At 60.0% G+C, this 24,514-nt stretch carries 20 protein-coding genes and 1 tRNA gene; 14 read left to right on the top strand and 7 right to left on the bottom strand.

All coding sequences use genetic code 11. The features are described from left to right. Window positions 1-42: 42 nt before the first annotated feature. The 5 genes from JJB09_RS09170 to JJB09_RS09150 form a co-directional block, all read right to left on the bottom strand. The gene (locus JJB09_RS09170; protein ID WP_201656428.1) at window positions 43-846 is read right to left on the bottom strand and encodes an ABC transporter permease; all 804 of its coding nucleotides are present in this window, start codon (window positions 844-846) and stop codon (window positions 43-45) included. A gap of 9 nt (window positions 847-855) precedes the next feature. Next, on the bottom strand, window positions 856-1,680 hold the full coding sequence (locus tag JJB09_RS09165) for an ABC transporter permease (protein ID WP_201656425.1): 825 nt from the start codon (window positions 1,678-1,680) through the stop codon (window positions 856-858). A gap of 203 nt (window positions 1,681-1,883) precedes the next feature. After that, window positions 1,884-2,999: an ABC transporter substrate-binding protein gene (locus JJB09_RS09160; RefSeq protein WP_201656422.1), complete on the bottom strand. Its 1,116-nt coding sequence runs from the start codon at window positions 2,997-2,999 to the stop codon at window positions 1,884-1,886. Between the two features lie 67 nt (window positions 3,000-3,066). Then, window positions 3,067-4,140 carry an ABC transporter ATP-binding protein gene (locus tag JJB09_RS09155; protein ID WP_201656419.1) on the bottom strand — a complete coding sequence of 358 codons (1,074 nt, stop codon included), beginning with the start codon at window positions 4,138-4,140 and terminating at the stop codon, window positions 3,067-3,069. A gap of 106 nt (window positions 4,141-4,246) precedes the next feature. After that, a complete protein-coding gene (locus tag JJB09_RS09150) occupies window positions 4,247-5,152 on the bottom strand; it encodes a LysR substrate-binding domain-containing protein (protein ID WP_201656416.1) in 906 nt (301 codons plus the stop codon). Between the two features lie 135 nt (window positions 5,153-5,287). On the opposite strand from JJB09_RS09150, the gene JJB09_RS09145 reads away from it, so the two are divergent. Genes JJB09_RS09145 through JJB09_RS09130 form a run of 4 tightly spaced genes read left to right on the top strand, consistent with a single transcriptional unit; the run spans window position 5,288 to window position 10,363 of the window. Beyond that, entirely contained in the window at window positions 5,288-6,859 is a 1,572-nt protein-coding gene (locus tag JJB09_RS09145; protein ID WP_201656413.1) for a zinc-binding metallopeptidase family protein, read from the top strand. Between the two features lie 17 nt (window positions 6,860-6,876). Beyond that, window positions 6,877-7,800 carry a dimethylarginine dimethylaminohydrolase family protein gene (locus tag JJB09_RS09140; protein ID WP_201656410.1) on the top strand — a complete coding sequence of 308 codons (924 nt, stop codon included), beginning with the start codon at window positions 6,877-6,879 and terminating at the stop codon, window positions 7,798-7,800. A 20-nt stretch (window positions 7,801-7,820) separates the two neighbouring features. Beyond that, window positions 7,821-9,005, top strand: coding sequence for an alpha-hydroxy acid oxidase (locus JJB09_RS09135; RefSeq protein WP_201656407.1), 1,185 nt, complete (start codon window positions 7,821-7,823; stop codon window positions 9,003-9,005). Next, window positions 9,002-10,363: an FAD-linked oxidase C-terminal domain-containing protein gene (locus tag JJB09_RS09130; RefSeq protein WP_201656404.1), complete on the top strand. Its 1,362-nt coding sequence runs from the start codon at window positions 9,002-9,004 to the stop codon at window positions 10,361-10,363. Before JJB09_RS09135 ends, JJB09_RS09130 begins: the two co-directional genes overlap by 4 nt. 108 nt (window positions 10,364-10,471) lie before the next feature. Here JJB09_RS09130 and JJB09_RS09125 read toward each other — a convergent pair whose 3' ends face one another. Continuing rightward, window positions 10,472-11,278 carry a phosphodiesterase gene (locus JJB09_RS09125; RefSeq protein ID WP_201656401.1) on the bottom strand — a complete coding sequence of 269 codons (807 nt, stop codon included), beginning with the start codon at window positions 11,276-11,278 and terminating at the stop codon, window positions 10,472-10,474. A 130-nt stretch (window positions 11,279-11,408) separates the two neighbouring features. Beyond that, entirely contained in the window at window positions 11,409-12,770 is a 1,362-nt protein-coding gene (locus tag JJB09_RS09120) for an aspartate aminotransferase family protein (RefSeq protein WP_201656397.1), read from the bottom strand. A 202-nt stretch (window positions 12,771-12,972) separates the two neighbouring features. Here JJB09_RS09120 and JJB09_RS09115 point away from each other — a divergent pair, with 202 nt between their 5' ends. From JJB09_RS09115 to JJB09_RS09070, 10 genes are all read left to right on the top strand, one after another. Continuing rightward, complete coding sequence (locus JJB09_RS09115) at window positions 12,973-14,331, top strand: glutamine synthetase family protein (RefSeq protein ID WP_201656394.1); 1,359 nt, start codon at window positions 12,973-12,975, stop codon at window positions 14,329-14,331. 21 nt (window positions 14,332-14,352) lie between these two features. After that, the gene (locus tag JJB09_RS09110; RefSeq protein WP_201656391.1) at window positions 14,353-16,026 is read left to right on the top strand and encodes an amidohydrolase; all 1,674 of its coding nucleotides are present in this window, start codon (window positions 14,353-14,355) and stop codon (window positions 16,024-16,026) included. Window positions 16,027-16,233: 207 nt separating this feature from the next. Next, window positions 16,234-17,328, top strand: coding sequence for an ABC transporter ATP-binding protein (locus tag JJB09_RS09105; RefSeq protein WP_201656388.1), 1,095 nt, complete (start codon window positions 16,234-16,236; stop codon window positions 17,326-17,328). A 1-nt stretch (window position 17,329) separates the two neighbouring features. Then, window positions 17,330-18,250 carry an ABC transporter permease gene (locus JJB09_RS09100; RefSeq protein WP_201656385.1) on the top strand — a complete coding sequence of 307 codons (921 nt, stop codon included), beginning with the start codon at window positions 17,330-17,332 and terminating at the stop codon, window positions 18,248-18,250. Then, on the top strand, window positions 18,243-19,043 hold the full coding sequence (locus JJB09_RS09095; protein ID WP_201656382.1) for an ABC transporter permease: 801 nt from the start codon (window positions 18,243-18,245) through the stop codon (window positions 19,041-19,043). The genes JJB09_RS09100 and JJB09_RS09095 overlap by 8 nt, the downstream gene beginning before the upstream one ends. A 19-nt stretch (window positions 19,044-19,062) precedes the next feature. Next, complete coding sequence (locus JJB09_RS09090) at window positions 19,063-20,097, top strand: ABC transporter substrate-binding protein (RefSeq protein ID WP_201656379.1); 1,035 nt, start codon at window positions 19,063-19,065, stop codon at window positions 20,095-20,097. Between the two features lie 67 nt (window positions 20,098-20,164). Beyond that, entirely contained in the window at window positions 20,165-21,193 is a 1,029-nt protein-coding gene (locus tag JJB09_RS09085) for a histone deacetylase family protein (protein ID WP_201656376.1), read from the top strand. Window positions 21,194-21,346: 153 nt separating this feature from the next. Next, window positions 21,347-21,421: transfer RNA gene (locus JJB09_RS09080), tRNA-Val, on the top strand. A 467-nt stretch (window positions 21,422-21,888) separates the two neighbouring features. After that, entirely contained in the window at window positions 21,889-22,917 is a 1,029-nt protein-coding gene (locus JJB09_RS09075; protein WP_201656373.1) for a substrate-binding domain-containing protein, read from the top strand. Between the two features lie 59 nt (window positions 22,918-22,976). After that, window positions 22,977-24,509 carry a sugar ABC transporter ATP-binding protein gene (locus JJB09_RS09070; protein WP_201656370.1) on the top strand — a complete coding sequence of 511 codons (1,533 nt, stop codon included), beginning with the start codon at window positions 22,977-22,979 and terminating at the stop codon, window positions 24,507-24,509. Window positions 24,510-24,514 lie beyond the last annotated feature (5 nt).

The raw sequence follows: 24,514 nt of genomic DNA, 5'->3' as shown, positions 1-24,514 counted from the left end.
CAATTGTATAATTCTAAGCGCGTCTGTGCGCCAGAGGGATTTTCACTTCTTGCCGGAGGCGAGGGTGGAAATCGCTGTCTTGCCGAGGATGACGGCTGCCACCAGAATGATCAGCAGGACCGAGATGGCGGCGATGGCCGGGTCGATGTTGTCGCGCAGGCCCATCCACATCATGCGTGGCAGCGTCACCGCGTTGACCGAGGTGATGAACAGCGTGACGCCGATTTCTTCCCATGACAGCACGAAGGCGAGGAAGAAGGCGGTCAGCAGGCCGAAACGGATATTGGGAACGATGATCTTGAACACGCGCTGGAAGATGCCGGCGCCGAAGCCGCGTGCGGCCAGATCGATGCGGCGGTCCACCTGCGCCAACGCTACCGTGATCAATACGACTGCAAACGGGGCGATCATCACCGCATGGGCGATGGCGACGCCGACCGGTGTATCGTAGCCGACGAAATCATTGAGCCGGGAAAGCGAGATCAGGAAGAAATAGAGCGTGATGGCCGAGACGACCGGCGGAGCAACCATCGGCATCAGCACGAGGCCGATCAGCAGGCTGGCAAACCACGGGCGGAACATCCAGATGCCGAGGCTGAAGGCCAGCGCCAGCGCTGTCGAGATGGTCGCGCTCATGATGGCAATGCGGATCGACAGCAAGGTCGCGGTCAGCCAGGCCGGGTTGTCGATCAGCGACTGATAGTGCCGAAGCGACCAGTTGCCGTTCGGCATCGACAGGAAGCGCGCCGGGGTGAACGACACCGGCACAACGGCGAACAGCGGCAGCAGCAGGAAGATCGCCACGAAAGCTGCGAGGACGAGGGCGAGGGTGCTTGGCTTGTACATTGTCTTACCTCAGCTCAGCATGCTCTTGGGGCGGGCATAGCGCATCAGCAACGTCAGCAGCAGACCGACGATCACCATCATCAACACGCTGATCGCTGCACCCAGTCCCCAGTTCGGGCTCTGGAAGATGCGCAGATAGATCAGTTCGGCTGCCATGACCGAGCGGCCACCGCCGAGGATGGCTGGCGTGATGAAGAAGCCGAGCGAGAAAACGAATACCATGATCGCGGCGCCGAGGATGCCAGGGGCAGTCATCGGCAGGAAGACCTGCAAGAAGGTGCGGGTACGCGACGAGCCCATGCCGCGCGCTGCCAGCAGCACGCGCTCATCGAGGCTGCGCATGGCCGAAGCAATCGGGAAGACGGCGAAGGGAATGAGGAAATGCACCATGCCGAGGATGACGCCGAACTCGTTGCGAACAAGTGTCAGCGGTTCGGAAATGGCGCCAAGTTGGGTCAGCCAGGTGTTGATCAGGCCACGGTTGGACAGCAGCGCCACCCAGCCGAAAGCACGCGTCAGCACCGAGATCCAGAAGGGAATGAGAATGCAAAGTTCGGCGATCAGTCGTTGCGTCGGCGTGCCGCGCACCCAGATCAGCGCGATGGCATAGGCCATGATCACAGCGAAGACGGTGACGAAGAGGCAGATGCGGAACGTTCTGACAAAAACGGAAATGATCAACGGATCGGTCACGGCGCTCGTATAGTTGCCGATACCGGGTTGCGGCAGCGTAAAGCTCCAGCTGACCACTCCGAGGAATGGCACGATATAGGCGACGGCCAGGAACAGCAAAAGCGGCGCTATCAAGAGCGTGGGTTTCAGGTAGTCGCGCATGGCACCGCCTCCTTTCCAGTGAAAATAAAATGTCCCTAACCCTGGCCCTCTCCCCGCAGGCGGGGCGAGGGGACGATGGGCGATCGCTTCGTGGCTCCATAAGATGCCGCGGAAAGACGTGCAGCTGCACAAGCTCGGAGCAGATTCCCTCTCCCCGTTTCAACGGGGAGAGGGTTAGGGTGAGGGGCAATTATCCCCTGAGATCAAGCCGCGATGATCTTCGTGTAGGCGTCGAGTGCCGGGCCGTAGTTGGTTTCGTACCAGGCCATGTCGAGGGCGATCTGCTTGGACATGTTGGCTGGATCGACCGGGTTCAGGCGAGCCTGTTCCGGGGTCAGAAGGCCATCGGTTTCAGGGTTTGCCGGGCCTTGGCCGAGCATGTCGAACATGATGACCTGCTTCTTCGGATCCTGGGCGGAAGCGATGAATTTCATCGCATTTTCCTTGCCGCCCGGGTTGCCCTTGATGACGCCCATTGCGCCCGGCGAGATCAGGCCCTGATCCCAGACGAACTTGATCGAACCGCCGGAATCCTTTTCGATCAGGCCGGCGCGGGTCGACCAGATCAGTGCCATCGAGGCTTCGCCGTTCAACAGCACGGACTGGCTTTCGGAGCCGCCGCCCCAATAGGAGACGATGTTGTCCTTGAAGGCCGCGATCTTCTTGTGGGCGCGGTCGAGATCGAGCGGGTAGAGCTTGTCGGCCGGCACGCCATCGGCCAGCAGGGCAGCTTCCCACATGCCAACGCCCCACTTGTAGAGCGCGCGCTTGCCCGGGAATTTCTCGACGTCGAAGAAGTCGGCCATTCCGGTCGGCACATTGTCGCCGAACTTGGAAGCGTCGTATGCGATGATATAGGAGAAGAAGTAGGTCGACGCTGCATATTCCCAGCCAAAGCCGGGGCGGAATTTGTTCTTGTCGACGATCGAATAGTCGATCGGCTCCATCATGCCCTTCTTGCCGAGCGCTTCGGCAGAGAAGGGGTCGACGTCAACGATATCCCAGCTCGGCTTGCCACTTTCGAACTGCGCCTGAATGGCACCTTCGGTCGGGCCTGAACCGTCCTGCTTGACGGTGACGCCGGCTTCAGCGAGGAACGGTGCGCCATAGGCCTTGTCGTAGGCCGTGCCGGCATCGCCGCCCCAGTTGACGAAGACCAGTTCATTGGCAGCGGCGAGCGCGCCCTTGGCCTTCAACGCGGCAGGAGCGCCGATCAGCAGGAAGGCGGCAAGCTGAGTGAAACGGCGGCGCGAAATCTCCCCACGCGCGGCTTTCTGCTCCAGAATAGCAAGGCAATCTTTCTCGAAATTGTCAGTCATAGTGTTCACCTCTATTGTTATGGTTGACATGCTTGGATTCAGTTGCCGGGATTTCACGGGGCTGTTCCTAGAGGAAGTAGCCCTGTTCCTCCTTCCAGCCGACCCAGGCCTGGCTGCCGGCTACTAGGCCCGGAGCCGCGGCGTGGGTAGGTGTTTCGAGCACCAGTGCCGGGCCGACGTTCGACCGGGCGGCGAAACGGGTCACCGAGCCCAGATAGGTGACGCTTTCGATGGTCACCGGCAGGGCGTTACCTGTCGCCGGCTTTTCTGCCTGCAGGCACATATGTTCGGGACGGATGGCGAGGTTGGCCGTCGGCGTGCCTGCGCTGGCGGCGGCGCGGATCACCTGATCGCCGCACTTTGCCTCGGCTCCGTTGGCAATCGCCGAAGCGCCTGACAGCGGCAGGATGTTGATGTCGCCGAGAAATTCGGCAACGAAGCGATTGGTTGGGCGCTCGTAGATGTCGCGCGGCGTCGCCACCTGCTGCAGCTTGCCCTGATTGAAGATCGCCACGCGCGTCGACAGCGCCAAGGCTTCGGACTGGTCGTGGGTGACGAAGACGAACGTCGTGCCGGTTTCCTGATGCAGCCGACGAACCTCGTCCTGCATCGAGCCGCGCAGGTTCTTGTCGAGTGCCGAGAACGGTTCGTCGAGCAGAAGGACTGATGGCTCGAAGGCGAGCGCGCGGGCAAGCGCCACGCGCTGCTGCTGGCCGCCCGAAAGATCCGCCGGGCGCTTCTTCTCGTGACCACGAAGGCCCACCTTGTCGACCATGTCGTTGACGCGCGCCTGGATTTCGGGACCGCTCTTGCCGGCAATCTGCAAGGGAAAGGCGATATTCTTCTCGACCGACATGTGCGGAAAGAGCGCATATCCCTGGAATACCATACCGAAAGCGCGCTTTTCTGCGGGTAGCTTGGTGATTTCGCTTCCATCCTTCAGGAGCACGCCCGAAGTGGCGGACACGAAGCCCGCAAGAATCATGAGAAAAGTCGTCTTGCCGGAGCCCGATGGTCCCAGCAATGTCAGAAACTCCCCACGCCCGATGGTCAGCGAGATATCGCTGAGCGCGTGGAAATCACCATAGGTCTTGCCAATCCCCTGGGCGTTGAGTTCTGCCGCCCGCTTTGTAGCCTGCATAGCCATTCCCTTTTTTTATTGAGCGTATGGAGGAAATTATCGCAGGGCAAACGAAATATTTTCGCCCATTTGACAAATTCTATTCACCTATCAGCTAATTTAAGCGTCAGCTCGATATCGAACCCGCATCATTTTTCAGCACTTCTTCCTTTATCCAGTCGCTAAAGGCCATGATGGCCTTGCTATCGGCTTTGGCTTCCGAGACCACCAGGTAGTAGGATCGCTTCGACTTGATGTTTATATCGAACGGCCGGACCAGATAGCCGTTGGCCATGGCATTGCGGCAGATGAATTCGTCGCCCATTGCCACGCCCTGCGCCGACATCGCAGCGGAATAGACAAGGTTCATGTCGGAAAAGACGATGCCTGTCTGGGCGAGTGACGGATCGACGCCGGCAATCGTCAGCCAGCTTTCCCAATCGTCGTTGTCCACCAGATGCAGGAGGCAGGTTTTTCTGAGGTCCGAAGGATCGGCGAGGCTGACCGTCTTGTTGAGCAGCACGGGGCTGCAGAGCGGGGTGAACTCGACCTCCACCAGCAGTTCCACCTGCATGTCCGGCCAGTAGCCGGTGCCGAATGCAATGAAGACGTCGACATCGGGATTGCTGACGTCGTCCAGCCGGTGTGGCGTCTGGATCATCAGCCGTACGTCGGGATGGGCCTCCTGAAAGCTGGCTATGCGCGCGCAAAGCCAGCTTGAGGCGAAACCGGGAGAGCAGCAAACATTGACGGTGCCCGTGAGGCCGCGATTGGAGTGACGAACCGCCGAGCCGGAGATCGTATTGAGTGCCCGGCGAATGTCGAGCGCATATCCCAATCCCTGTTCGGTCAATTCGACTTTGGTGCCGACCCGGTTGAGCAATTGAAAGCCCAGGTCACGCTCCAGCAGCCGTAGCTGGTGGCTGACGGCGCTGCGGGTCAGATGCAGTTCATCGGCTGCCTTCCACACGGAGCCGTGGCGCGCAAAACTGTCGAGCGCCCTCAGCGACTGTGTCGACGGGATATGTTTCATTGTCTGCTCCCCCAAGGCTGCAAACCCTACCCACAAATTGGGCAATGGTGAACAAAATTTGCCGGTCCGTGGAAAATATTTCACTTTTTCAAATTTTCGAACTGGGTTTCACTGGCCGCATAAAGGAGAATTGCAATGTCCCATTCGGCCGCGCAGGTTTTTGCCAGCAACCATGTCGACAGCATCCGGCAGGATCTGTCCGATTGGACCGCCAAGATTTTCGATTTCGGCGAAACCGCCTGGCGCGAATACCAATCGGCCGACTGGTATGTGAAGACATTGCGTGCGAACGGTTTTTCCGTGGAGGAAGGCTCGGCCGGTATGCCGACCGCTTTTGCCGCGCACTGGACCAATGGTGCCGGCCCTTCGATCGGCATGTATGCGGAATATGATGCGGTGCCCGGCAATTGCCAGGCAGCGTCCACGAAAAGCGAGCCGCGCAAAGGTCTTTCCATACATGCCGGCGGGCATACGGATCCGCATTCCGGGCTAGGGCTGGCCGGCCTTGGCGGGCTGCTCGCCACCAAGGCAGCCATGGAGCACCATGGCATCAAGGGCACGTTGCGCTTCACCGGTGAGCCAGCGGAAAAGGTGCGCGGCTCCAAGCCGATCCATGCCGCCAAGGGGTATTATGACGGGCTGGATGCAATGCTGTCGTTTCATCCGTTCTACATGCTGCCGATGTGCAATACTGTCCGCTGGGAGACACATTGCGGCGCGGCCTATTCGATGATCTACCGGTTCATCTGTGATCAGCCTGAGAATTGGGGCCGTCACGACGGTGCGCCGATCCCGCAGTCGCATTCCGCCGTGCGGGCGCCAGGCGCCAACGATGCGTTAATGACAATGTACAATGCTTCCAAGGCGCTGCGCGATTCCATGCTGCCGCACCAGGGCGGCTGGTCGATCAGCGAAGCCTTCCTGACGGCAGGGCAGGCGACGGCAGACAATCTGCCGGCCGGTCTCGCCGAAATCCAGTACATGATGCGTGTGCCGACGATCGAGATGGCCGAGCAGGTGACGGCGGTGTTCGACCGCAATGCCCAGGCCGCTGCCGACATGACCGGTTGCCGCTGGGAACGCCACTGGGTGTGCAAGTCGCGTCCCGGCCTTGCCAATCACGCCATGGCCAATGTCGTGTGGGATTCGATGCGCGACGTCGGCGCGCCGACCTGGGATGAGAGGGCTCGTTCCGTCGCCCGCGAGATCCAGACCAATCTCGGCCTTGAACCGATGGACAATCCGTTCATCGACGAGCTCGAGCGGTTGATCGACCCGGAAGCCGCCGAGGCGATTCTGCGGAATGATCTGCCGCCGTCGCAGCGCAACTCGACATCGGACGACTATACCGACATGTCCTGGCATGCACCGCTGGCCCGTTTCTACATCGCCCGTCCGGCGCTCAAGGCCCCTTCGGGCTATCGTTACCCCAACTGGGTAATGAATGCGCTCGGCGGTATTCCTGCGACCATCGACCCGATGGTGACGACGGCCGCCAAGGTTTTGGCTTCGTCGGCATTGCGCCTGCTCGAGGATGAAGTTGCCCGCAACGCGGCGATGGACGAGTTCAAGACCCGGACCGGCGGCGGTGTGGGTGGAAGCAAATGGATTGCGCCGCTTTGCGATTACGACCCGCCGATCAACTTCCGCTGGCCTGAATATGTGACCACGCCGCGTGGTCGCGACTGGTGGATTCCCTCATTCTAAACGTTGGAGATATCTCGATGACGACGACTTTCAATGAACCGTTTTCCCTGCAGCGCCGCAACCTCAAGGGCAAGACCGAACGCCTGAAGCATTGGGGTTTCGCCAATGAGACCGACAAGCTGACCGACGTCCTGCTCGGCTCGCCGGCTTATCTGCGCCATCTCGCCACCTCATCGCTGTCGCGCAAGCACCTCAGGGAAAATCCCTGCAACATCCAGACTGCACAAGCCCAGCACAAGGAACTTGTCTCGGCTTATGAGCATTTCGGCGTGCGTGTGCATTGGCATGAGCCGACGCCCGAACTGCCGATGCAGGTCTATTCGCGCGATTCCGCCGTCATGACGCCCTATGGCATGATCATCACCGCCATGTCGCAGCCCTGGCGCCGTGGCGAAAACTACGCGGCGATCCGCACCTTTGAAAAGCTCGGCATTCCGATCTACGACATGGTCACCGCCGGAACCTTCGAAGGCGGCGATTTCAACGTTATCGAGGATGGCGTGGTGTTGATCGGCTGCGGTGGCGCCCGCACCAATGAAGACGGCGCCCGCCAGGTCAAGGAATGGTTCGACAAGGAAGGCTGGGAAACACGGCTTGCCTTCATCGATGAATATTATGTGCATATCGACCTGATGGTGGTGCCGATTGCCGACAAGCTGACGGCCGTCTGCCTTGACTGCACCGATCCGGCAATCGTAACCTGGCTGAAGGGCAAGGGGCACGATATCGTCAACGTTCCGTTCCAGGATACGATGGCGTTGGGCTGCAATTTCATGTCGCTCGGCAACAGCAAGATCATCGCGCCGACCGCAAGCAAGACGCTGATCGAACAGCTGAAGGCACGCGGTTTCGAGGTTGCGGCTGTCGATACCGCCGAAATCTCCAAGACCGGCGGCGGCATCCACTGCATGGCGCAGGCGCTGCGCCGCGAGGCGGCATAAAGGCATCAAGAGGAAAGTGCATGCACGGCGGATCACTGGCTAAAATACCAAAGCGGTTTCCATCGATCCCCTACATGAAAGCGAAAGCCCGGTGGCGCATACCGGGCTTCGCATGGGAATACATGACCGGCGGCATCGGCCTGGAGGAAAATGTCCGGCGCAATGCCGACGATCTCCAGCAGGTGCAGTTCATGCCCCGCTACCTCAGCGACGCGGGCGCACCGGATATTTCCACCAAAATCTTCGGCCAGCAGTACGCGGCTCCTTTCGGGGTCGCGCCTGTGGGGCTGGCCGGATTGCAGTGGCCTGGTTGTGAGCCGCCGATCGCCAAGGCGGCGCGGACCCACAACGTCGTGCATGTGCTGTCGACACATGCGACCCAGAGCCTGGAAAAGATGAAGGTGCATTCCGGGCCGGTCGGCTGGTTCCAGCTCTACGCGCCCAACGATGCCAAGATCGAAGCCGACATGATCGACCGGGCCAAGCGCACCGGCTACGATGTGCTTGTGGTCACGGTCGATATTCCATCCTCCACCCGCCGGGACCGCGACATCCGCAACGGCCTGTCGGTGCCGCCCGAACTGGGATTGCGGACGGGACTGCACATGCTGGCGCGGCCGCACTGGCTGGCGCGGTTGGCGAAGCACGGTATTCCGCACTTTGAAAACCTTGAGCCCTATGCGCCGAAAGGCCTGTCGATCAAGGAGTTCGGAGAGTTCCTCGGCGGGCTGCTGGCCGGTCACATCACTTCCGAGCGCTTCAAGCGCATTCGCGACCAATGGCCCGGCAAGATCGTGGTCAAGGGCGTTCTCGATCCGGAGGAGGCCGCAGCCTACGTTGCGCTCGGCGCCGATGGCATCGTGGTTTCCAATCATGGCGGCCGTCAGCTCGATGCGGCGCCATCCTCCGTCTCGATGTTGCCGGCAATTCGCCAGCGTCTCGGCAAGGATGCGATCGTCATGGTCGATGGGGGCGTGCGTTCCGGCCTCGATGTTGCCCGGATGCTCGCGCTCGGCGCCGACTATGTGTTTATGGGCCGCCCGTTCATCTTTGCCTCCGCCGCGATCGGCGATCCCGGCCCCGCGCACCTGATCGACGTATTGAAGCAGGAGTTGACGCTGACCATGGCGCAGATGGGTTGCGAGCGGCTCAGCGATCTTGCAGAGTTCCTGCATGTCAATCCATTTGGAGTTATCAAGCCGTGACTGTGGTTAACGCCCTAACTGCGGAGCTTGGCGAAGCGATCGTGCTTGCCGGCGACCGGATTCCCGAGAAGTCGCGCAGCGACCAGAGTTTGTCGGGCAAGCACCTGCCGCTTGCGGTCATCCGACCGACGACCGTCCAGCAGGTGGCGACCGCGCTTCGGATCTGCAATGCGCATGGGCAGGCGGTCGTGCCGCAAGGCGGCATGACCGGGCTGGCCGGCGGGGCAAACCCGCGTTCCGGCGATGTGGTGATCTCGCTCGATCGTCTCGCGGGTATCGAGGATATCGATGCCGCTGCCGGTACGATGACGGCTTTTGCCGGAACCGTGCTGGAAGTCGCGCAAAAGGCGGCCGAAGAGGCTGGCTTCCTGTTGCCGATCGATCTCGGAGCGCGCGGTTCCTGCCAGATCGGCGGCAATCTTTCCACCAATGCCGGCGGCATCCGGGTCATCACCCATGGCGTCACCCGCGACAACGTGCTGGGGCTGGAGGCAGTGCTGGCCGATGGCACGGTGATTTCCTCGCTCAACCGCATGCAGAAGAACAATACCGGCTATGACCTCAAGCAGTTGTTTATCGGCTCGGAGGGCACGCTCGGCATCATCACCCGCGCCGTGCTGAAGCTGAAGCCACTGCCGGATGGGCGGGCAACGGCCTTGTGCGGTTTGAACCGCTTCGAGGATGTGCTTGCGCTGTTGCACGAAGCGCGCAAGGGTTTGAGCGGACTTTCAGCGTTCGAACTGATGTGGGAAGCCTACTTCCGTTTCAGCCGCGAAGGCGAAGGGTTGAGCTTCTTCGAGGCGGACTATCCCTTCACTGTCATCATCGAGCAATCCGGCGGCAGCGACGAGGCTTTCGAAGCGTTTCTCGGCGAAATGTTCGAGAAGGAGCTGATATCGGATGCGCTGATCGCCCAATCCGAAAAGGATCGCGAACGGTTCTGGAAGGTCCGCGAAGGCGCGACATTCGACAGCCTGCCGCGGCTGATCAACTTCGACGTCAGCCTGCCGATCGGAGTGCTTGATCAATTTGCCACCGAGGTGACCGCGTCGCTGGAGCAGGAGTTTCCTGGCATCCATGTGTCGGTCTTCGGTCACGTCGCCGACAGCAATATCCACCTTTGTGCGTCGGCAGGAGAGATCGACGAAGCTACCGAGCATCGCATCGATACCGTGGTCTACGAGCATGTCCGCCAGTATCAGGGTTCGATCTCGGCCGAGCATGGCATCGGCACCTTGAAACGTGACTATTTGCCCTATTCGCGCAGTGCCGAGGAGCTGGACTTGATGCGGCGGATCAAGGCGGCGCTGGATCCGAACGGGATCATGAATCCCGGAAAGGTTCTGCCGGTCGCTTGAATGACGGTATCGCAAGAACGATCATCCGGCGCAATAGTGCCGGATGATCGTTAGCGTTCGAACGCCGAAGCCGCATCGGCTCCCCGGTCCATCAAGGCCCATGGTGATTCAATACCAATTGCCGCGTTCGGCATCGGCTGCCATCGCCGCCGGTTGCCGGTCGAGGAAGGCGTCGTTGTGGATGATGATGCCGTCATCGGTGATGTGGACGACCGAATAGGCCAGCGGTTCGACACTATAGACCGTCTGCACCGATCCGCCGACAAGCGGTAGCTGGTGGTTGAGCGACGGCAGCGCCGAGAAGCTGATGCCGCGCCAGGTGCCGCTGACGGCGCGATGGCCGTGGCCGAAGAAGATGTGCCTGACATCGTGGCCCTTCAGCAGGGCGGCGAAATCTTCCGGATCATCAAGCATGATCAGGTCCATCAGGGGATGGGCGATGGCAAACGGCGGATGATGCATGAACAGATAGACCGGCTTGCCCGCAGCCTTTTCCAGCTCGGATTTCAGCCACTCCCGGCGTGGCGCGTCATAGAGTCCGGCCGACGAGGGTGGGCCCTTGAGCGTATCGAGAAACAGGAACACGCGCCCGTCCTTCTCGATCGCATGCTGGACAAAACCAGCATGGTCTACTGGATGGTCCGGATTGGCGGTCTTGAAGTTGTCGCGGTCGTCGTGGTTGCCGAGGATGACGTGGGTTGGCAGCGCAAAGGCGGCGAGCGTCTGTGACAGAAAGCTGTAGACTTCCGTGTCGCCCCGTTCAGTCAGGTCGCCGGTGATGGCGCAAAATTCTGCGTCCGGGTGATGCTTTGCAATATCGTCAAGACATGCACGAAGATTTGCCGAGGGGTCGAGACCCCAGAGTTTTGCGCCCGGCGCAACGAGGTGCAGGTCGGTAAAGTGAATAAATTTCATGCGAGGCTCCCAGGCGGCAATTCGATAATCGTAGGACTGCGAACGATCCGGCGCGATATGCGCCGGATCGTTCGATAAAAGCTATCAAGAAGCCCATGGGGGAGCTTATTAAACTGCGACTATGACAGTCTTATTTCAGTTCTTTCCACGCCGCGTCGAGCGCTGTGCGCAGCGTGCTCGTCATGAAATCCACTTCCTCGTGGGTGATGATCAGCGGCGGGGAGGCGAGCATGCGGTCGCCGGTGGCGCGCATGATCAGGCCGGCCTCGATGCACTTGTTGCGCACCCAGGTGCCGACATCGTCGGGTTTTTCAAACCGCTGGCGGGTCTTCTTGTCGAAGGCCATCTGCAGGCCGCCCATCAGGCCGACGGACTGGGCTTCACCGATCATGTCGTGATCGAGAAGGCTCGACCAGGACTTGGCGAAATACGGGCCGATATCGTCGCGGACGCGCTCGACGAGCTTTTCCTCTTCGAGAATGCGCAGGTTCTCGATAGCCGCCACTGCGCAGACCGGATGGCCGGAGTAGGTGTAGCCGTGGTTGAAGTCGGTGGACGTGATGACCTTGGCAACCCTGTCGCTGACCAGCACACCGCCGACCGGCAGGTAACCTGAAGACAGGCCCTTGGCCACAGGCGCGAGGTCCGGCTCGAAACCGAAATGCTGATGGCCGAACCAGCTGCCGGTGCGGCCGAATCCGCAGATCACTTCGTCGGCAACCAGCAGGATGTTACGGGCGGCACAGATGCGCTTGATCTCGGGCCAATAGGTTTCCGGCGGCACGATCACGCCGCCGGCGCCCTGGATCGGCTCGGCGACGAAAGCGGCGACATTGTCTTCGCCCAGCTCGTCGATCTTGGCTTCGAGTTCGCGCGCGACCTTGAGGCCGAATTCGGCCGGTGTGAGATCTCCGCCCTCGGCATACCAGTAGGGCTGGCCGATATGATGGATGCCCTCGATCGGCAGCGCGCCCTGCTCATGCATGTATTTCATGCCGCCGAGGCTGGCGCCGGCCACGGTCGAGCCGTGATAGCCATTTCTGCGGCCGATCACCATCGTCTTGGTCGGTTTGCCGAGATGGGCCCAGTAGACACGCGCCATGCGGAACCAGGTGTCAGTCGCCTCGGAACCGGAATTGGTGAAGAAGACGTGGTTGATATTCGGTCCGGCATGGGCAACGATCTTTTCGGCCAGCAACGTGGTCGGCGGCGTCGTGGTGCCGAAGAAACAGTTGTAGTAGGGCAATTCGTTCATCTGCGCAAAAACGGCGTCGGCGATTTCGCGACGGCCGTAGCCGATGTTGACGCACCACAGGCCGGCAAAGGCGTCGAGATACTTCTTGCCGTGATTGTCAAAGATATGTGAGCCCTCGCCACGCTGGATGATACGCGTGCCGGCCGCATTCAGCTTCTTCATGTCGGAGAAGGGATGAATGTGATGAGCGGCGTCGATGGCGCCAAGATTGGACAATACGGCATTCGGTGTAGTCATTTTTTCTCGTTTCCCCTGTTCCACAGTATGCTTGTCCGGCGATGGTCTTATCGCAGGTTGTTGCATGCTGTGCTTTTGCCTGATTGAAAGGCGGCGTGTTATCAGCTACGAAAATGGCCTTGTCGGGCGATTTTGGCAAGCCTTTTGCCGTTTTGAGTCCGCAAATCCCTTCTAGTTACTTCCAGCGAGGCCAATTCCCATCATGAATGACAAGAAACCGGCTGCATTACTTGCGGACGTCTCCACCCCGCCGCGAATTGAAATCCTGCTGGCTGACATGAATGGGAGACTACGCGGAAAACAGATCCCGCTGGAAGGCGAAAAGAAGGTCTGGCAGGGCGCCGTGCGGCTGCCGGCCTCGACGCAATCTCTGGATATCTGGGGCGACGACAACGACGATCTCACCGGAATTTCGCTGACGCTCGGCGATCCGGACGGTGCCGTGATCCCGGACAAAAAATCGCATGTGGCCATTCCTTGGGCGCCTGCTGGTTCAAGCCAGGTGCTGGCCACGATGCACACGCTGGAAGGGGAGCCGCATTTCTGCGATCCGCGCGGCATGTTGGCCGCCCTGCTCAAGCGCTTTGAGGCGAAGGGACTGACGCCGGTCGTGGCCACCGAACTCGAATTCTATGTGATGGACGGCTCATCGCGCGAGACCGGCATTCCCGTGCCGCCCTCGATCCTGACCTGCAAGGGTGAGCCGAACGGCTTCCAGCTCTACGAGATGGACGCGGTCGACAACATGCAGCCCTATCTCGATCTCGTGCGTGCCTATTGCGAAGCAATGAACCTGCCGGCGGATGCAACGATCGCCGAATTCGGGCCAGGGCAATACGAGGTCAATCTCAACCACAAGCCTGACGCTTTGTCGGCTGCCGACGATTGCATCTATCTCAAGCGGGTGGTCGAGCAGGCGGCGCGCAAGTTCGGCCTGAAGTCCACCTGCATGGCCAAGCCTTATTCAGACCAGGCGGGGTCCGGCCTGCATGTGCATGCGAGCCTGATCGACAGGGACGGCAACAACGTGCTGGATGCCAAGGGTGGCGACGATGTGCTGTTGCGCTCTGTGACCGCCGGCATGCTCAAGACAATGCGCGAGGCGCAACTCATCTTTGCGCCATTCGCCAATTCCTACCGGCGCTTCCAGCCGGGGTCGTTTGCGCCTGTGGATGTCGACTGGGGCTACGGAAACCGCGGCACCGCGATCCGCATCCCGGAAAAGGACGGGCCGGGCGCACGCGTCGAACACCGCGTTGCCGGCGCCGACGCCAATCCGTACTTCCTGCTGACGGCAATCCTCGGCGGCATGCTGCTCGGCATAGAGGAAACGCTCGATCCCGGTCCGGTCACGACGCCCACGTCGCGGCCTGAAAAATGCGATCGGCTTACGCATGACTTCCTGACGGCAGTCGAGGATTTCGCGGCATCCGCGTTCATCGGCGATATCTTCGGCAAGCAATACCAGAAGCTCTATGCCGACACGAAACGTAAGGAAGCCATCACCTATCTGAGGACGGTCTCGGACTTCGACTACAAAGCCTATCTGCCGCGCATCTAGTTTGCATATCTGGAGTACCCAATGTCCAACCTCAAACCACTTCTTATTCTCAATGCCAAGGTTCTGACGATGGACCCGGACAGCCCGCGTGCGGAAGCCGTATATGCCGAGGGCGGCAGGATCGTCGGTGTCGGCACCAATGGCGAAATGCAGGCACTTGCTGGCGCGGACGCGCAAGTGATCGATGCCAAGGGCAGCACGCTGATTCCGGGTTTTTCCGAAAACCACCTGCATCTGTTCTCGGGGTCTGCCGAGCTCGATCACCTGCAATTGGGCGGCGTGTTTGGCTTCGAAGCGCTGAAGGAAAAGGCGCTGGCTTATGCCGCAGCAAGGCCTGAGGAAACCGTGCTTTACGCGCAGGGCGCCGATTACACCATCATGGGTGCCGGTGAACGGCTGACCCGTCAACATCTCGACCGGATCATCGCAGACCGACCGTTTGCCATCGTCGCCTACGACCACCACACCGTCTGGGCCAACACCAAGGCGCTTGAACTGGCCGGGCTGATGCATGGCCGCAAGCTTGGTCCGGGCAACGAAGTCGTCATGGGTGAGGATGGGCTGGCAACCGGTGAATTGCGTGAAATGGAGGCATTCGGCCCGGTGTTCGCGGCCTCCGGCTTCGACCGTTACAGGCTGGGACTGTCAACCGGTGGCGAGCCCGATCCCTATCCGGTGGGGGCGGAGTGGGAGAAGGACATCCTGGTGATGCGGCGCGGGCTGGATTATTGCGCCCGTCATGGCTTCACCTCGCTGCAATGCATGGATGGAAACCTCTATCAGCTGCAGTTGCTGGCGGAGATAGAGAAGCGTGATGGCTTCCTTCCGTGCCGCGTGCAGATCCCGTTCCATCTCAAGAATTTCATGCCCCTTAGCATGCTGGAAAAGGCATCCGACATGGCGGCGACCTACAAGTCCGAATTCCTGAGTTCCGGCGTCGTCAAGATGTTCTATGACGGCGTCTTGGAAAGCTGGACGGCAGTCATGGTCGAGCCTTATGCCAACAAGCCCGACAGCCTGGGTGGTCCAAGCCTGTTTACTGCCCAGGAAATGAAGGCGGCGGTGGTCGAAATCGACCGGCGCGGGCTGCAGGTGGCCGTGCATGCGATCGGCGATGGCGCGGTGCGCGCCGTGCTCGACGGTGTCGAGGCGGCCGAGAAGGCGAACGGCAAAAGGGACAGCCGACACCGCATCGAGCATATCGAGGTCGTACATCCCGACGATATCAGCCGGTTCGGCGAAATGGGGATCATCGCCTCCATGCAGCCTCCGCATCCGCCGGGTGCGATGGGCCTGCCGCTCGAACCGACCGTATCGATGATCGGCCGGGAGCGTTGGCCCTATGCCTATGCCTGGCGGACGCTCAAGAACGCCGGCGCGCATATTCCCTTTGCCTCGGACTGGCCCGTGTCGCCCATCGATCCGCTGCATGGAATTCAGGCGGCTGTGACACGCAAGAAGTGGGCGGAGAGCGATCCCGACCAGAGCTTCTCGCTGGAGGAGGCGATTGCTGCCTATACCAGCGAGGGCGCCTATGCCGAGTTCAAGGAAGGCTGTAAGGGAATGATCCGCAAGGGTTATTTTGCCGATCTGACGCTGCTCGACAGTTCGATCGAGGATCAGGCTATGGATCGGATCGCCGAGATTCGGCCGGCCGTCGTGGTTTGCGCGGGCCGCGTTACCTATCAGGCCTGATGGTCGCGTAACGGTTGTGCAGTTGCGGAAAAATTCCGTGACTGCACTCCGAATCCCCGTTGTCAATTTTGTTTCGCTGTGATCATCTAGCCCGGCCTCTGTTGAAGGGCCTGTTCCGAAAACATTAAAATAACGGGCAGGTTAGCGGGGCGGGGACGCCCGGCCCATGAGGGAGCCGGGATACAACTGGATGGTGGGCAAAGCTTTATGGCGGACCTGAGCGCGATCGACATTCGCGACGTTTTCAAACATTTTGGGCACGGAGAAGCCCGTTTTGCCGCAGTCGACGGCGCCAATCTCTCCATCCGACAAAATGAGTTCTTCACGCTGCTTGGGCCTTCCGGCTGCGGCAAGACTACGCTTCTTCGGCTGATCGCCGGATTCGAGTTTCCGAGCGAAGGCGAACTGGTTCTGCATGGCGAAAATATCGCTGCGATGCCCCCCTTCAAGCGGCCCATCAATACCGTTTTTCAGAACTACGCGTTGTTTCCGCATCTGACGGTGGCCGAAAATATCGGCTTCGGACTGAAGATGCTCGGCAAGGGCAAGGACGTCATTGCGGCCCGCGTCAGCGAAATGCTGAAACTCGTGCGGATGGAGCATCTCGCCAAACGCGCCACCAGCCAGCTTTCGGGCGGGCAGCAGCAGCGCGTGGCGCTCGCCCGCGCTCTGGCGCCGTCGCCCAAAGTGCTGCTTCTTGACGAGCCGTTGTCGGCGCTCGATTACAAGCTGCGCAAGGAAATGCAGATCGAGCTCAAGCGTCTGCAGGCCGAGACCGGCATCACCTTCGTGTTCGTGACGCACGACCAAGAAGAGGCGCTGACGATGTCGGACCGCATCGCGGTCATGTCATCAGGCAAGATCCTGCAGGTCGGCGCGCCACGTGATATCTACGACCGTCCAGCGGATCGGTTCGTCGCAGATTTTATCGGCGAGACCAACTTCCTCAAGGGCAAGATCACTGCGCTGAACGAAGGAAAAGCCCAGGTTGCCATGACATGCGGCGCGACGCTGTCTGCACCGGCGCCCGAAGCGAGCCGGGCAGGGGACGAAGTTACCGTCATGCTGCGGCCTGAACATGCGCGGCTGGTCGGCGCTGACGATCCGAATGCGATACTCACCGGATCACTGGCCAATATCATCTATTTCGGTACCGACACCTATTTCAACGTCAGCCTGTCCGACGGCAGCCTGTTTACCGTGCGCCAGCAGAATCGTCCCGGCGAGGAAGGCGGGCGCTCCGAGGGCGATATTGTCGGGATCAGCTTCCCGTCGGATGCCATACGGGTGCTGAGAGGCTGACATGGCAGGTGAAAGCGCACTCATCGAAAATGAACAGAGGCGCGACATCCGCAATCGCTGGCTCCTGTCGCTTCCTGCCCTTTTGATCATTCTGCTGGCGGCCGTCGGGCCGCTGCTGATCGTACTTGTCTATTCCTTTCTGACACCGGGGCCTTATGGCGACGTGGTGTGGAAATTCTCGACCGATGGCTGGTTCGGGGTGTTGATGGAACGCGATATCTTCGACGATACGCTGACCTTCGCCGATGCGAATATGACGATCTTCATCCGCTCGGTGAAGTTGTCGCTGATCACGACGGTCGCGACCCTCGTTTTCGGTTTCCCCACCGCCTATTTCATTGCGACGCGCCCGGCCGGCAGCCGCGAACTCTGGCTGTTTCTGGTCACTATCCCCTTCTGGACCAATCTTCTCATCCGCACTTTCGCTGTCATGCAGGTGATCCGCAACGAGGGCGTCATCAACACGCTGGGCATGAAGTTTGGCCTGATCGATACGCCGATCCAGATGCTGTTTACCGATGGCGCCATCCTGATCGGGATGATCTACGTCTATCTGCCGCTGATGGTGCTGCCGCTTTACGCCAGCATGGAGAAGATTGACTTCCGGCTGGTGGAAGCGGGCTATGACCTCTATGCCACGCCATTCAAGGTGTTGACCAATGTCATCATTCCGCTCGTCAAGCCCGGCATGATTGCGGGCTCGATCCTCGTCTTCATCCCCTCGCTCGGCGCCTATGTGACGCCGTCGGTGCTTGGCGGCGGCAAAAACATGATGATCGGTAACCTGATCGAACTTCAGTTTGGGCAGGGCAGAAACTGGCCGCTGGGATCGTCTCTGTCGATCGCGCTGATGCTGATCGTGATGGTGGCGCTGCTCGCCTATGTGCGCAATGCCAGTTCCGGAGGACGCGCCCATGGCTAGCTTCAGCGTTCGTCGCCAGCGCGGCTTCACCACCATCGCGATGATCTCGTTCTTCGCACTTTATCTGCCGATCGCGGTGCTGGTCGTCTATGCCTTCAATGCCGGCGAGAGCCTATCGACATTGCAGGGGTTTTCGTTTCGCTGGTTCGGCAAGGCGGCGCAAAACAGCGAGGTGATTGATGCCTCGATCAATTCGCTGAAGATCGCCGTAACCGCTGCCGTCATAGCCACATTCGCCGCGACGCTGGCGGCGCTTGCCACGACGAGAACCGCGGCCTATCGGGGGATGACGGCAAAGTATGCGTTCCTCAACCTGCCTTTGATGGTGCCGGAAATCGTCACCGCGGTGGCGTTGCTGATCTTCTTCTCGCGGGTGAAGATCTGGACCGGCTATACCGGCCTTGGCTATCTGATTGCGGCGCATACGGCATTCTGCATTCCCTTCGCCTACCTGCCAATCCGGGCGCGGCTGGAAAGCATGGACCTGACGCTCGAAAAGGCGGCTGCGGATCTTTACGCAACGCCGATCAAGGCATTCCGCTATGTGACGCTGCCGCTGCTATGGCCCGGTGTCATTGCCGGCTTCATGCTGGCATTCGTCATCTCGCTCGACGACGTGGTGATCACCGAATTCGTCAAGTCCGGTGGCCAGGATACGCTGCCGACCTACATGCTCGGGCAAATCCGCCGTTCGACGACGCCGGAAATCAATGCGATCTCGGCCGTCTTCCTGCTGCTGTCCATCGCGGCGGTGACGATCTTCTTCTTCATCAATCAGAAACGCGCTCAATAAAAGCGGAAAGGGAACCATAATGAACAACAGTAGGACAATCCTGACGGCGGGTGCGATGCTACTTGCATCCGTCAGCTTTGCCCATGCGGCAGGCGAACTGCACATCTATAACTGGGGCAATTACACCAGCCCCGACATGATCAAGAAGTTCGAAAAAGCCTATGACGTGAAGGTCACGGTGACGGACTACGATTCCAACGAGACGGCGCTTGCCAAGGTGCGCCAAGGCGGCTCCGGCTTCGACGTCGTGATGCCGTCGCAGAGCCATCTGCCGATCTGGATCTCTGAGGGGCTGTTGCTCGAAACCAATCCTGCCCAGATGGAAAATGGCAAGAACATTGCCAAGGAATGGGCCAATCCCGATTTCGATCCGGGCCGCAAGTACTCGGTTCCGTGGCAGTGGGGCACGGTCGGCGTGACAGTGAACTCCGACGTCTACAAGGGCGACATCAACACCTGGGGCTTGGTGTTCGATACGCCCGACGAACTCAAGGGCAAGATCAACGTCGTACCGGAAATGAACGACGTGATTTATGCAGCCATCAAGTATGTCGGTGGTGACTGGTGCACGGACGACAAGGCCGTGCTGAAGAAGGCACGCGATGCGCTTGTCAACGCCAAGCCCAACTGGATCTCGATGGAATATGCGGTCATCGACAAGATGCTCGCCGGTGACATCGCCGCCTCCACCGACTGGAACGGCTCGGTGCTGCGCCAGCGTCTGCAGAAGCCGTCGATCCACTACGGCTATGCCAAGGAAGGCTTCACCTACTGGTCCGACAATGCGGTGGTGCTGAAGGACGCCAAGAATGTCGAGAACGCCAAGCTTTTCCAGAACTTCATCATGGATCCGGAAAATGCGGCGATGATTTCGGCATTTGCCCGCTACGCCAACGGCATCGAGGGTTCCGAGCCATTCATGCCTGCCGAGATGAAGGGCGCGCCGGAACTCAACGTGCCTGAGGACATGAAGTCCAAGGCCGAGTTCATGCGGCTTTGCGAACCGGCAACCCAGGAAATCTACACCAAGATCTGGACCGAACTGCAGAAGTAATCTGTGACCGGGCCGCTCCGCACACCATGCGGGGCGGCCTTTTCCTTTTCAATTGCGGCAGTACATCATGAAAACTGTATTTTCTCCCCGCCACCTCGGTCATTCCGGCAACATGGAGCTTGTCGCCGGTGCCATCGTACCGGCTTTCGAAATGCCGTCCCGGGCCGAGTTCATCATGAACCGCCTGACAGAGGTGAAGCTTGGCCCGGTGATCGATCCGGTCGAGCATGACTTGTCCACCGCCGCCAAGGTGCACAGCAAGGCCTATCTCGATTTCCTGCCGACCATTTACGCACGCTGGAAGGCGGAAGGGCGCGATGGAACCGCCATCCCGTTCACCTGGCCAACGCGCGGACTGCGCGGCGACGTGGTGCCGGAGTTCATCGACGGCCAGCTCGGCTACTATTCCTTCGATGGTGGCTGCGGCATCGTCGAAGGCAGCTGGGATGCAATCAAGTCGTCGCATGATGTTGCCTTGACGGCTGCCGGCCTCGTGCATGGCGGCGAGCGGACCGCCTTTGCGCTCTGCCGACCGCCGGGCCATCATGCGGGTGCCGCCTTCATGGCGGGCTATTGCTACATCAACAATGCCGCCGTCGCCGCCCAATGGTTCCTCGACCAAGGCGCCAAGCGTGTCGCGATCCTCGATGTCGACTATCACCATGGCAACGGTACCCAGGAGATCTTCTACCAGCGCGCAGACGTGCAGGTGATCAACCTGCATGCCGATCCGATGCAGGAATATCCCTACTTCCTCGGTCATGCCGACGAGAAGGGGGCGGGCGCCGGTGAGGGGTTCAACATCAACTATCCGATGCGCTGGGGCACGAGCTGGGAAACCTGGAGTGCTGCACTCGATGATGGCTGCAAGAAACTCGAGGACTATGCGCCCGACGTGGTGGTCGTTTCGCTCGGCGTCGACACGTTCGAAAAAGATCCGATCTCCAAGTTCAAGCTGAAAACCGAGGATTTCCCCAAGATCGGCGCGCGTATCGCCAAGCTCGGCCTGCCGACGCTGTTCGTCATGGAAGGCGGCTATGCGGTGGCCGATATCGGCGTCAACGCCGTGGGCGTGCTGACCGGCTTCGAAAGCTGACATCTTGCAGGTGGCTGTTATCGAGGACGATCCCGGCCACCCGCATCTCGCCTGTCATTTTCAAATGCGGCGCTTGCATTGATTGGCGAAAGCTGCTAGTGGCATGGCACCGCAGATGAAGAGCAATGGTTTGTCGTTGTTTTTCAAAGGGATGGGCGTGTAGCTCAGCGGGAGAGCACTTCGTTCACACCGAAGGGGTCACAGGTTCGATCCCTGTCACGCCCACCATCCTAGCCCGAGATTTCCAGTTCGTTGACGACTTTCGCAACGCAATTTACGAAGTGCTCCGCAGTTTCGGGTGAACCTACAGCCTTTTCAGCTAAAGACTTTCAGTCAAGCTGCGTGGATGCGTTGGCGAGTGATGGGGCGCTGGTCCCACGCAAGTCGAAAATGCCATTCGCTTCCTTGCCGAACCTCGCCAGGCGACTAGGATTGGGGAGATCCATCCGGGCAGCATCATTCCACTGACAACTATACCCTTACCCGAGTTGGTGCCGCAGCTTTCCCGACGTCATTGAATGCTGCTAGTTTGTGAAATATATTTCTCGGCATGAATTATATTGACGGGATATTTTCGGTGTGTTTATGTCCTCTCACCGGGGCTCGAGGAGGAGCGCCGGATCCACATGATCAAAGGCAGCCTTTTCAGGCGCCACGGGCTTTTTTGGGAGGGGCTTCGGCCTCGAGGAGGAACTTTGCGCAAATTTTTCAGCACAACCGCTTTGGCCGTTCTGGCATCGGCGACATTCATGTCGGGTGCGGCTCTCGCCGCCGACAGCCCGTTCAAGTGCAAGCCCGGCGAGAAATACGTCATGAACGTCATGGTCTCGGGCGTCGAATACTGGTTCCCGGTCTATGAAATGTTCAAGCAGGCCGGCCAGCAAATGGGCTGCGAAACCGCCTATACCGGCACGCCGGAATATGACGTCAACAAGCAGATCGCTTCGTTCGATCAGGCGCTTGCCCAGAACCCGGCCGGCATCCTCGTCCATCCGATGAATTCCGATCCGTTCATCGAGCCGATCAATCGTGCTATCGATCAGGGCACGGCGGTCGTGACTTTCGCGGCTGACGCGCCGCTCTCCAAGCGCATCTCCTTCATCACTTCGGACAACACCCGCGAAGGCACTTACGCCGCTGATGCGATCGCCACCAAGCTGGGCGGCAAGGGCGAGTATGCGGTGCTCGAAAATCCGGGCCAGGACAATCACGACAAGCGCATCGCCGCTTTCGTTGCCCGGATGCAGGAAAAGTATCCTGACATGAAGCTGGTCGGCCGTGCCGCCTCCAACCAGGACCCGACCAAGGCCTATCAGGCCCTGTCGAGCCTCATTCAGGCCAATCCCAACCTGAACGCCGTGTTCATGCCGGAAGCCAACTCGGCCATCGGCGCGGCTCAGGCCAGCAAGGAAAACGGCGGTAAGGTTCTGGTCATGTGCGCCGACGTCAACGCCAACATCCTCGACATGATCAAGGCCGGCGAAGTGTTCGGCTCGATCAATCCGAACCAGGGCATGCAGGGTTACATGGGCTTCATGCTGCTGTGGCTTGCCAAGCATCCGGAACTGATCGATCCAATGAACGACGCCAAGCGCTCGGGCTTCAACGCGATGAGCATTCCGGTGGTCGATAACGGCCTGTCGATTGTCACGGCGGAAAATGCCGACGACTTCTATTGGGACAAGTACCTCAAGCGTCGCGGCACCAAGGGCATCGAGGAATAATAGCAGCCAAGTACGAGGGGCGCGCAAATGCGCCCCTTGAAGACGCGAAGGAGTGGGCGATGACAGAGCCGGTTTTGCAGATACGCGGTGTTTCCAGGCATTTCGGTGCGGTCAAGGCGCTGACGGACGTCGAGTTCTCGCTGGAAAAAGGCGAAATCCACGCGCTTTGCGGTGAAAACGGCGCCGGCAAGTCGACGCTGATGAATATCATCGCTGGCGTATTGCAGCCGGATGCAGGCGAGATCCGGATGGATGGCCGCAAGGTGGTCGTCAGTTCGCCCTCGACGGCCCAGTCGCTAGGGATCGGGCTCGTCCATCAGGAAATCGCGCTTTGCCCGGATGCGACGGTTGCCGAGAACATGTACATGGCCGCGACCGGCCGTCGTCGCTCATTCCTCATGAATTACAAGGCTCTGGTGCGGGATGCACAAGCCGTGATGGACCGGTTGGCAAGGATCGATGTGCGCCGCAAGGTGAGCGAACTGCCGATCTCCAGCCAGCAGCTCGTTGAGATCGCCAAGGCACTGACGCTCGATTGTCGCGTGCTGATTTTTGACGAACCGACGGCGGCGTTGACCGAAACCGAGGCGCAGGTGCTGTTCGGCATCATCCGGGGCCTGAAGGCGCAGGGCATCTCCATCATCTATATCAGCCATCGCATGGCCGAGATCTTTTCGCTCTGCGATCGGGTGACGGTGTTTCGCGACGGGCGTTACGTCAGCACCGAAAAGATTGCCGAGATCACGCCTGACGATGTCGTGCGCCGGATGGTCGGCCGCGAGATCACGCGGCTCTATCCGCCCAAGCTCGCTGACCAGGACCGCTCTGAAGATGCGGTTCTGTCGGTGCGCGGCCTCGGCGATGACGCACGGTTTGCCGATATCGGCTTTGATCTGAAAAAGGGCGAAATCCTTGGCATCGGCGGCCTGATCGGTTCGGGCCGCACCGAGATCGCCGAAGGCATCTGCGGCTTGCGGCCGATAAAGTCGGGCGAGATCGTGCTCGCGGGCGCCAGGCAGTCGATCGCTCGATATGCCGATGCGGTTGCGGCGGGTATCGTCTACCTCTCCGAGGACCGCAAGGGGTCGGGGCTGTTTCTCGATCTGCCCATCGCCAGCAATATTTCGGTTCTGGATCTGGGCCAGGTCACGCGGCTCGGCCTCGTAGACAAGAAGGCCGAGGCGGATATGGCCAGGCGCTTTGCGGCGCGGCTGGGGATCCGGATGGGCGGGATCGATTATCCCGTCTCCTCGCTCTCCGGCGGCAACCAGCAGAAGGTGGCGATTGCCAAGCAGCTCGCTGTCGGCCCGAAGGTCATCATCATGGACGAGCCGACGCGCGGCATCGATGTCGGGGCGAAATCGGAAATTCACAAGCTGCTGCGCGAACTGGCGCAAAGCGGCATCGGCATTATCGTGATCTCGTCCGAATTGCCGGAGCTGCTCGGACTTTGCGACCGGGTGGTGGTCATTCATGAGGGGCGGCTGGCGGGGGAGCTCGTCGCAGAAGACATGTCGGAGGAGGCGGTGATGATGCTCGCATCGGGCGTCGGGCCGGCCGGCAGCAGACAGGCGGCGGATCATGCTGCCTGAGACAG

Origin of the sequence: Phytoamicus setariae (assembly GCF_016722925.1) — a bacterium.
Taxonomy (GTDB): domain Bacteria; phylum Pseudomonadota; class Alphaproteobacteria; order Rhizobiales; family Rhizobiaceae; genus Rhizobium_E; species Rhizobium_E setariae.
Note: the sequence above shows the minus strand (reverse complement) of the source record. Positions and strands in the feature narration are given on the sequence as shown.